Raw genomic sequence first — 7,347 nt, forward strand, 5'->3', positions numbered from 1 at the left:
AGGTGGCGCTGTACTCCTCGTCATCCTGCTGCTCTCCGGTGTCTACCTGACCTGTTCTTCGACGTCGATGGCCACGTCACCTACCACGGCGACTACCAGCCACTCACGGTGTCACCATGAGCCGTGCCTACGAGACCACGCTGAACATCTCCTTCGAGGTGCGCGGCGGACTCTTCGTCCGGCAGATCCACCACTGGGCGGCCCTGCTGTTCGCGGCGTCGATCATCATCCACATGCTGCGCATCTTCTTCACCGGTGCGTTCCGCCGGCCGCGCGAGGCCAACTGGATCATCGGCTGCCTGCTCCTGCTGCTGGCGATGTTTCGAGGGCTTCTTCGCTACTCGCTCCCCGACGACCTGCTCTCGGGCACCGGCGTCCGCGCCGCAATGAGCGGTATCGTCCTGGGCATTCCGCTCGTCGGGACCTGTACACTGGGCCCGTTCGGCGGCGACTTCCCGGGCGACATCATCCATCCCGCGCATGTACGTGCTGCACATCCTGCTGTTCCCGGCCATCATCCTGGCCCTGATCGGCGCCCACCTCGCGCTGGTCTGGTACCAGAAGCACACGCAGTTCCCGGCCCCGGCCGTACCGAGCGCAACGTCGTGGGTGTGCGCATCCTGCCGGTGTTCGCCGCCAAGGCCGGCGCCTTCTTCGCGATCACCTTCGGTGTTCTCGGGATCATGGCCGGCGTCTTCCAGATCAACCCGGTGTGGACGATCGGCCCCTACAACCCAGCGCAGGTGTCCGCCGGCTCCCAGCCCGACATCTACATGCAGTGGACTGACGGTCTGGCCCGCTTGATGCCGCCGTGGGAGCTGTACCTGGGCAACTACACCATTCCGGCGATCTTCTGGGTCGTCGTGCTGATCGGCTTCATGTTCACCGGTATGTTCGCCTACCCGTGGATCGAGAAGCGGCTCACCGGCGACAATGCGCACCACAACCTGCTGCAGCGTCCGCGTGACGTGCCGGTGCGCACCGCGATCGGTGCGATGGCCGTCTCGTTCTACGTGATCATGACGCTGTCCTGTATGAACGACATCATCGCGTTCCGCTTCCACATCTCGCTCAACGCGACGACGTGGATGGGTCGCATCGGCCTTCTCGTCGTACCGCCGCTGGCGTACTTCATCGCCTACCGCTGGGCGCTCTCGCTGCAGCGCAGCGACCGTGAGGTGCTCGAGCACGGAATCGAGACCGGCATCATCAAGCGGCTGCCGCAGGGCGAGTACATCGAGGTGCACCAGCCGCTCGGCCCGGTCGACGACCACGGTCACCCGATCCCGCTCCCCTACGAAGGCGCGGCCATCCCGAAGAAGATGAACAAGCTCGGTGCCGCGGGTTCCCCGGGCTCCGGTGGCCTCTTCTTCGCCGACCCGCCGGAGGAGCAGGAACTCAACGCCGAGCTGGAGCACAAGCAGCACGTCGCCGAGCACAAGGCTCTGCGCGAACTGCAGGCCCAGAACGGCAACGTGCTCGACTAGCAACTCCTCCCCTCCCCCCGGGGAGGCACAGGCAAGGAAAGGCCGCCAGGATCAGTCCTGGCGGCCTTTCCCGTCGACTGGGCCCACATCCCCGCCGACTGGGCCCCGATCTTCGCCGACTGGGCCCTCATCTTCGCCGACTGGGCCCCGATCTTCGCCGACTGGGCCCACATCCCCGCCGACTGGGCCCTCATCTTCATCGACTGGGCCCTCAATCTCGCCGACTGGGCCCCGATCTTCGTCGACTGGGCCCTTTCAGTTCCTACGGCTGTTGACGACGCGTGAAAACTGACCCCCAGGTGACGGGTGAATTTTGACCCCCGTCAGATCCTTGGAGGGTGATTTCAGTGGAGCAGTGGGCGGAGATCCGCCGGTTACATTTGAGCGAGGGTGTGCCGATCAAGGAGATCGTGCGGCGTTTGGGGGTCTCGCGGAACACGGTGCGGGTGGCGGTGCGTTCGGCCGAGCCGCCGAAGTATGAGCGCAGGCCGTCGGGGTCGGCGGTTGATGTGTTCGAGCCGCAGATTCGGGCGTTGCTGGCCGGGTATCCGGCGATGCCGGCGACGGTGATCGCTGAGCGGATCGGCTGGACCAGGTCGATGACGGTCTTGAAGGATCGTGTCCGGCAGATCCGGCCGGAGTACCGCGGGGTCGATCCGGCCGATCGGGTGGTATACGAACCGGGTGGGTGTTCGCAGTGGGATCTGTGGTTCCCCGACCGGCGAATCCCGTTGGGCCGTAACCAGTTCGCGGTGTTGCCGGTGCTGGTGATGACGCTGGCGTACTCGCGGTACCGGCTGGCCACGATGATCCCGTCCCGTCAGGGCGGAGACATCCTGGCCGGTATGTGGCTGCTGCTGTCTCAGGTCGGGGCGGTCACACGCAAGCTGGTGTGGGACCGTGAATCGGCGATCGGCGGCAAGGGTGTGCCGACGCAGGCGGCCACCGCGTTCGTCGGGACGCTGGGAACCAGGCTGGAGCTGGCTCCGCCGCGGGACCCCGAATACAAGGGCATGGTCGAACGCACCAACCGGTATCTGGAGACCTCGTTCCTGCCCGGCCGGGAGTTCACCGGGCCGGCCGATTTCAACGCCCAGTTGCAGAGCTGGCTCGATACGTGTGCCAACACCAAGGTCGTGCGGGCGATCGCCGATCGCCGCCCGGTCGACGTGCTCGGGGAGGATGTGGCCGCGATGACCGCGTTGCCGCCGGTGGCCCCGGTCAGCGGGCTGCGCGAACGGGTCCGCCTGGCCCGGGACTACTACGTACGCGTGGACGGCAACGACTACTCGGTCCATCCGGCGGTGATCGGCAAGTTCGTCGACATCACCGCCACCGCCACCACGGTCCGGATTTGTCACGGGCAGACCGTGGTGGCCGACCATGACCGATTCTGGGGGCGGCACGCCTCGATCACCGATCCCCAGCATGTGGCCGCTGCCCGGGAGTTGCGGGTCAACTACCGGCTCCAGGACCTGAACAACCGTGCCGCCAACGCCGCCCGAATACGGGCACACGCCGACGGGCACACCGTGCCGATTCGGCCGCTGCCGGACTACGACCGTCTCTACGGCGTCGACTTCACCAGCGGTAACGGCGGCCTGGAGCCGGTCTCGTGAACGGCAGCGATGATCTCGGCTCGCAGATCGAGTACCTGACCCGGGCACTGAAGACCCCGACGATCAGGCGGTGCTGGGCCGAGCTGGCCGACCGTGCCCGCACCGACGGCTGGAGCCACGAGCAATACCTCGCCGCACTCCTGGAACGGCAGGTCAACGACCGCGAGGCCAACGGCACCACGCTGCGGATCAACGCCGCGAAGTTCCCGGCAGTCAAAACGCTCGAGGACTTCAACTTCGACCACGCCCGGTCGGTGCCGCGCGATGTGATCGCGCACCTGGCCACCAGCACCTGGATCGCCAAAGGCGAGAACGTGATCCTGCTCGGACCACCCGGAGTCGGCAAAACCCATCTGGGGATCGCACTGGGCATCAAGGCCGCCCACCACAGCTATCCGGTGTTGTTCGACACCGCCACCGGGTGGGCCGCACGCCTGACCGACGCCCATGCCGCCGGCCGGCTACCCCAAGAACTCAAACGGCTACGCCGCTACCGGCTCCTGATCATCGACGAGATCGGCTACCTGCCCTTCGACAGCGACACCGCGAACCTGTTCTTCCAACTCATCGCCGCCCGCTACGAACAAGGCTCGATCCTGATCACCTCGAACATGCCTTTCGGCCGCTGGGGAGAAGTTTTCGCCGACGACGTCGTCGCCGCAGCACTCATCGACCGACTCGTCCACCACGTCGAAGTCCTCACCATCACAGGAGACTCCTACCGCACCAAAACCCGACACGACCTCATCAGCAACGACCAGTAGAACCAGACAAAACAACCATCAGGGGGTCAATTTTCAACCGTCGATAGAGGGTCAATTTTCGCCCGCCGTTGACAACGGCTAGTTCCCTAATCGGGCGCCGGTGTTTCTGGCGGGTTCAGACTGTGAGGAACCTCGGCCCCTGGGAAGAATCAGATCGCTTGTGCGGTGAGGATTTGTCTGACATCCGACCCAAAACCGTGTGCTCCCCGAAACCACCTTGATGGCGTCGGGCTCAGGGGCCCACTCGACAGGATCGAGGGCCCACTCGACGAGATCGAGGGCCCACTCGACAAGATCGAGGGCCCACTCGACAAGATCGAGGGCCCACTCGACGAAGAACCGCCGCACCCGGAATCCGAATGCGGCGGTTCTCTCAGAACTCGGTGACGCTAGTGCTTCTCCGGGCCCCAGTGGTACTCGAACACGAGGCCCGCCGCGGTCACGATGATGACACCGGCCGCGAAAATTGCGAACCAGAAGTTCCGCGTCGCAAAGCCGACGGCGAACAGAGCCGCGCCCATCGCGACCAGAATCGGCCAGAAGCTGTGCGGGCTGAAGAAGCCCAACTCGCCGGCGCCGTCCTCGATCTCAGCCTCTTCGTAGTCCTCGGGACGGATCTCGACGCGGCGCGCCACGAACCGGAAGTAGGTCCCGGTGATCAGGCACAGTCCTGCCGAGAAGAAGAAGGCGGTCGCACCGGCCCACTCAACACCCTTCGAGGAGATGCCGGTGAGGATCGTGTAGGCAACCGCGCCGATGAGGAAGAACGCGGTGAGCATCTCGAAGATCCGGGCTTCGACTTTCATTTAGGACGCTCCGATCGCTCGCTTGGTGCAGTTCTGCAGAACCGGGCGCCAGGTGTCGCCCAAGTGCTTCGGGGTGTCGCCGCCGGTCTTGCGACGCGTTTCGAACGGCACCGTGGTCACCGAGGTCGGGACCTGGCAGATGGCCTCGAGGGCACCCGCGTTCGTCAGGCCCTTCTCACGCCACTGGAGGTAGCTCTTGAAATCCTGATCGCTGACAACGCGGATCTCGAAGTTCATCATGGCGTGGTACGTGCCGCACATCTCGGCGCATCGGCCGACGAAAGCGCCAGTACGGGTGATCTTCTCGATCTGGAACCGCGGATCGGTGTGGTTCTGCTTCGGGAAAGGCATCACGTCGCGCTTGTACAGGAACTCGGGCACCCAGAAGGAGTGGACGACGTCCGCGGCGGCGAGGTTGAACTCGATGCGCTTACCCTCCGGGAGGACCAGGATCGGGATCTCGCTCGGCGTGCCAAGCGTCTCGATCTTGGAGAAGCGCAGGTAGTCGCGCACATTGTCACTGCGACCGCCGGCCGGCAGCGGCAGCGGGTGGCCGTGCTCGGCTTCGCGCTGCGCCTGCAGCGCAAACGGGCTGCCGTCCTTGACCGCATAGACCTTGTAGGTGCCGTTGTCCTGGCGGACCTTGTCGTAGCCGAACTTCCAGTTCCACTGGAACGCGGTGACATCGACGACGACGGCGGGGTCGTCGGTCTTCTTCTCGACCTTGTTCTCGACGACGACGGTGAAGTAGAACAACACCGCGATCGCCAGGAACGGGAGCGTGATCAAGGTCAGCTCGACAGGCATGTTGTAGGCCGTCTGCCGCGGGAAAGAGTCCTCCCCATCGCGGTGGCGGAAGAACGTGATGGCGTAGAAAATCGCCATCCAGACGAGGAAACCGACGATCAACGAAGCGATCACCGCCCAGGTCCACAGGTGGCCCATGGCCTCGGCTTCTGGCGTCACACCCGTCGGCCAGCCGAATCGCAGGGTCTCACGCGGACCACAACCGGTCATGACCAGCGTCGCAAGGCCCAGCGCGGCCACCAGGCCGACCCGCTTGACCGTGCGCGATGCGGTCGCGGCGGGCTGCGCCGTGGACCGTTCACCCGTGTGTCAATTTCATGCCTTCCTGCTCACCTGGACGCTCCCAGACGCACGGCCCGTTCACACCCAAATCCTGACGCCACATGGCTGCAAGACAATTCTTGCACCTAGTACTACGCAGCGTAGACCAACCCGCCCCAAACTGTTGCGATCGGGGCCGGTGATCTGGGCGAGTCGGTGGCGCGGGCGCCGCTGCGGCATACTCGATTCGACATATCCGGGCCGCCACCCGTGCGCGGCCGGCCGATTCGGCGGCGCCGACCAAGGGCCGCGAAGAAAGTGGGGCAAGGACACCGTGTGCGGATTGCTGGGTCTGCTGACCTCTGACGCGTCGGCGGCCACCGCCGTCGGACCTGGTCGCCGCTGCGTCGCATTGCATGCGCCACCGTGGCCCCGACGAGGCCGGCACGTGGCACGACGACGACCTGGTGGTCGGCTTCAACCGGCTTTCGATCATCGACATCGAGCACTCGCAACCAGCCGCTGCGGTGGGGGCCGACCGAATCGCCCGAGCGCTACGCCCTGGTCTTCAACGGCGAGATCTACAACTACGTCGAACTGCGGGAGCAACTGCTGACCGAGTTCGACGCCCCGATGCATACCGAGGGCGACGCCGAGGTGATACGTCGCGGCGTTCCACTACTGGGGCCCGGAAGCCGTGCTGCGGCTGCGCGGCATGTTCGCCTTCGGAATCTGGGACACCCCAGACCAAGTCGCTGTTCCTCGCCCGCGACCCCTTCGGCATCAAGCCGCTCTTCTTGGCCACCGGGCCCCGCGGCACCGCCTTCGGCAGCGAGAAGAAGAGCCTGCTGGAACTGCTCGACCGCCTCGGCCTCGACGATGCGCTCGACCACCGGGCCCTCGAGCACTACATCGAACTCCAGTACGTGCCCGAGCCGGAGACCTGCACACGAACATCGGACGTCTCGAGTCCGGCTGCCACGCGACCCTGTCCCCCGGCCGGGCGCCGACGATTACCCGCTACTTCCAACCCGCGGTTCGACGTGCGTCCCTTCACCGCGATACGGCGCGTCCCGCTACAGGCGAGATCACCGACGTCCTGCGGCGACTCGGTCGCCAAGCACATGCGCGCCGATGTGACCGTCGGGTCGTTTCTCTCCGGGTTGGGATCGACTCGACGCTGGTGGCCGCGCTGGCCCGTCAGCAAACCCCGACCTGATCACCATCACCACCGGCTTCCAGCGCGACGGGTACTCCGAGTGTCGACGTCGCCGCAGAGACCGCCGAGGCGATCGGCGTGCGCCACATCGTCAAGGTGGTCAGCCCGGAGGAGTTCGTCGCCGCGATCCCGGAGATCGTCTGGTACCTCGACGACCCGGTCGCCGACCCGGCCCTGGTGCCCCTGTACTTCTTGGCCAAGGAGGCCCGCAAGCACGTCAAGGTCGTGCTGTCGGGCGAGGGTGCCGACGAGTTGTTCGGCGGCTACACCATCTACAAGGAGCCGCTGTCACTGCGCGGATTCGACAGACTGCCCGGGTTCGCCCGCCGCGCCGCGGGCCGCCTCAGCGACGCATCCCCGAGGGCACCCGGGGCAAGAGCCTGC

At 65.6% G+C, this 7,347-nt stretch carries 5 protein-coding genes and 1 pseudogene; 4 read left to right on the forward strand and 2 right to left on the reverse strand.

Translation table 11 applies throughout. From position 1 onward, the window contains the following. Positions 1 to 116: 116 nt before the first annotated feature. The 3 genes from nbrcactino_RS13460 to istB all read left to right on the forward strand — a co-directional run bounded on the left by nbrcactino_RS13460 (position 117) and on the right by istB (position 3,870). Positions 117 to 1,487 carry a cytochrome b gene (locus nbrcactino_RS13460; RefSeq protein WP_443093405.1) on the forward strand — a complete coding sequence of 457 codons (1,371 nt, stop codon included), beginning with the start codon at positions 117 to 119 and terminating at the stop codon, positions 1,485 to 1,487. A 338-nt stretch (positions 1,488 to 1,825) separates the two neighbouring features. Then, positions 1,826 to 3,106, forward strand: coding sequence for an IS21 family transposase (istA, locus tag nbrcactino_RS13465; protein WP_161928001.1), 1,281 nt, complete (start codon positions 1,826 to 1,828; stop codon positions 3,104 to 3,106). Continuing rightward, entirely contained in the window at positions 3,103 to 3,870 is a 768-nt protein-coding gene (istB, locus tag nbrcactino_RS13470; RefSeq protein ID WP_161928000.1) for an IS21-like element helper ATPase IstB, read from the forward strand. The genes istA and istB overlap by 4 nt, the downstream gene beginning before the upstream one ends. A 389-nt stretch (positions 3,871 to 4,259) precedes the next feature. On the opposite strand, the gene nbrcactino_RS13475 is transcribed toward istB, so the two are convergent. Next, on the reverse strand, positions 4,260 to 4,676 hold the full coding sequence (locus nbrcactino_RS13475) for a cytochrome c oxidase subunit 4 (RefSeq protein ID WP_161927999.1): 417 nt from the start codon (positions 4,674 to 4,676) through the stop codon (positions 4,260 to 4,262). Beyond that, the gene (gene ctaC, locus nbrcactino_RS13480) at positions 4,677 to 5,693 is read right to left on the reverse strand and encodes an aa3-type cytochrome oxidase subunit II (RefSeq protein WP_161928069.1); all 1,017 of its coding nucleotides are present in this window, start codon (positions 5,691 to 5,693) and stop codon (positions 4,677 to 4,679) included. A gap of 385 nt (positions 5,694 to 6,078) precedes the next feature. On the opposite strand from ctaC, the pseudogene asnB reads away from it, so the two are divergent. Further along, positions 6,079 to 7,347: pseudogene (asnB, locus tag nbrcactino_RS13485) on the forward strand (asparagine synthase (glutamine-hydrolyzing)); the annotation flags it as partial.

Origin of the sequence: Gordonia crocea, assembly GCF_009932435.1 — a bacterium.
In the GTDB taxonomy this organism is placed as follows: domain Bacteria; phylum Actinomycetota; class Actinomycetes; order Mycobacteriales; family Mycobacteriaceae; genus Gordonia; species Gordonia crocea.